Here is a 1748-nt window from a genome sequence, read left to right as displayed (position 1 = left end):
CGGCCGCACCGCGCCCCGGCGGTGGGCGCCCGGGCGGCGCGGCCGGCCGTCCTCGGCGAGCCGCTGGGCCACCCGCAGGCAGCGCAGGTCCAGGACGGCGTCGAACAGCTCGCCGCGGTCCACCGGCCCGTCGCGCAGCCCCTGGGCCCACAGCTCCCCGGCCAGCCGGACCGCCAGCGGGTGCCGGCCGTCCTCGGCGGCGGCCGGGTGGCCCGGCGGCAGCCCGTACCTGCGGCGCACCCGCTCGGCCGCCTCGGGGGGCAGCGGGCCGAGCCGCTGCCCGGCCAGGCTCGGCCCGTTCGGGCCGCGGCCGTCCATCCGTACGGTGGGGGCGCTGCCCAGGTCGCCGTCCGGGTGCGGTTCGGCGGTACGGCGGGGGCCGGGCGCGCCGCTCCCCCAGGTCTCGGCCGCGAGCCGCTCCCAGAGCTCCTCCCCGCACGCGGTGACCAGCCGGGCGCCGCAGCCGGTCAGCCACTGGCCGGCGCCGCGCAGCCAGCGCGCGTCCACCGCCAGCGGGGCCTCCTCGGGGCCGTCCAGGACCACCAGCAGCGGCCGGCCCGCCGCCGCGCACAGCGCCGCCACCGGCTCCGGCGCGGGCGCCGGGGTGCCGAGCCCGGCCGCGGCGGCGGCCAGCACCCGCTCCAGCGGCTCGGCGAGCGAGCGGTCCCCGGCCCGCAGGTCGGCACCGCGCAGCCAGAGGGTGGGCAGCGGGTGGGCACCGCCGTGCCGGCGGGCGGCCAGCGCGGCCAGTTCGGTGGTGCGTCCGCTGCCGGGGGCGCCGACCAGCGCGGTGACGGTCGCGGCCGGCTCGTCCCCGGCGAGGCCGTCCGGCCGGTCCACCCGGTCCGCGGCCAGGTCGGCCACCCGGCCCGGCCCGGCGCCCGCGGCCGTCACCTGGGCGGCGGTCAGCCGCAGCACCCCGGCCAGGTTGAGCGCCGGGCCGTAGCCGGGCACCGCCGCCGCGTTGCTCGCCAGCAGCCCGGCCAGCACCCCGGCGGCCGCCGACCCGCCCGCGGGGCCCGCCGCCACCGCCACGGCCGGCAGCACCCCGCCGTGCCGGGGGCCGCGCAGGGCGGGCGCGGCCAGGGCGAGCACCGCCCCGCTGCGGGCGTCCAGCACCGGCGAGCCGGCCGGCACCACGACCCCGCCGACCACCGGCACGTCCAGTAGCAGCACCCCGCCCAGCCGGTGCCCGCCGTACGCCGCGCCGGTGACCCCGAGCAGCCCGCAGCGCAGCGCGACCACCCGGCCGTCCTCCCCCGCCAGCGCGGGCAGCAGCACCTCGTGCCCGGCCGCGGCGGCGGCCAGCGGCAGCGGCGGCACCGGCAGCCCGCCGACCGCCTCGGTACGCAGCAGGGCGAGCCCGTGCCCGGGCAGCGGCAGCACGGCGTCCGGGCCGAGCACCCTGGTCTGCCCGCCGGGGGTGTGCAGGACGACCCGGTCCAGTCCGGCCACGCTCTCGTGCGCCGTCAGCACGCCCCCCTGCGGGTCGGCGACGAACCCTAAGCCGTGCAGTCGCCCGTTGAGGTCGCGGATCCGCAGCAGGTACCGCCCCGGATCGCCTTCCAGGAACCCCGGCATCCCATGCCCCCTCGACCGTCGCTCGCCCGCCGCCCGGAGCCTGCCCGCGCGGAAGGCGGTCCGACCGCGCCCACGCCGCTCACCACGGGCGTTCACTCCGCGCGCTCCCTCGTGCGGGTGAAAGGGGGTCCGGGAACGGCGGAGCCCCCGTCGGGACGATTCCCGAC

1 pseudogene is annotated in these 1748 nt (G+C 82.1%); it reads right to left on the bottom strand.

The features are described 5' to 3' along the window. Positions 1-1581: pseudogene (locus ACFU6K_RS38385) on the bottom strand (serine protease); the annotation flags it as partial. Positions 1582-1748: the final 167 nt, after the last annotated feature.

This window comes from Kitasatospora sp. NPDC057512, assembly GCF_042802135.1.
Taxonomy (GTDB): Bacteria; Actinomycetota; Actinomycetes; order Streptomycetales; family Streptomycetaceae; genus Kitasatospora.
The sequence above is the reverse complement of the archived record's forward strand: the minus strand, read 5'-3'. Positions and strand labels throughout refer to the sequence as shown.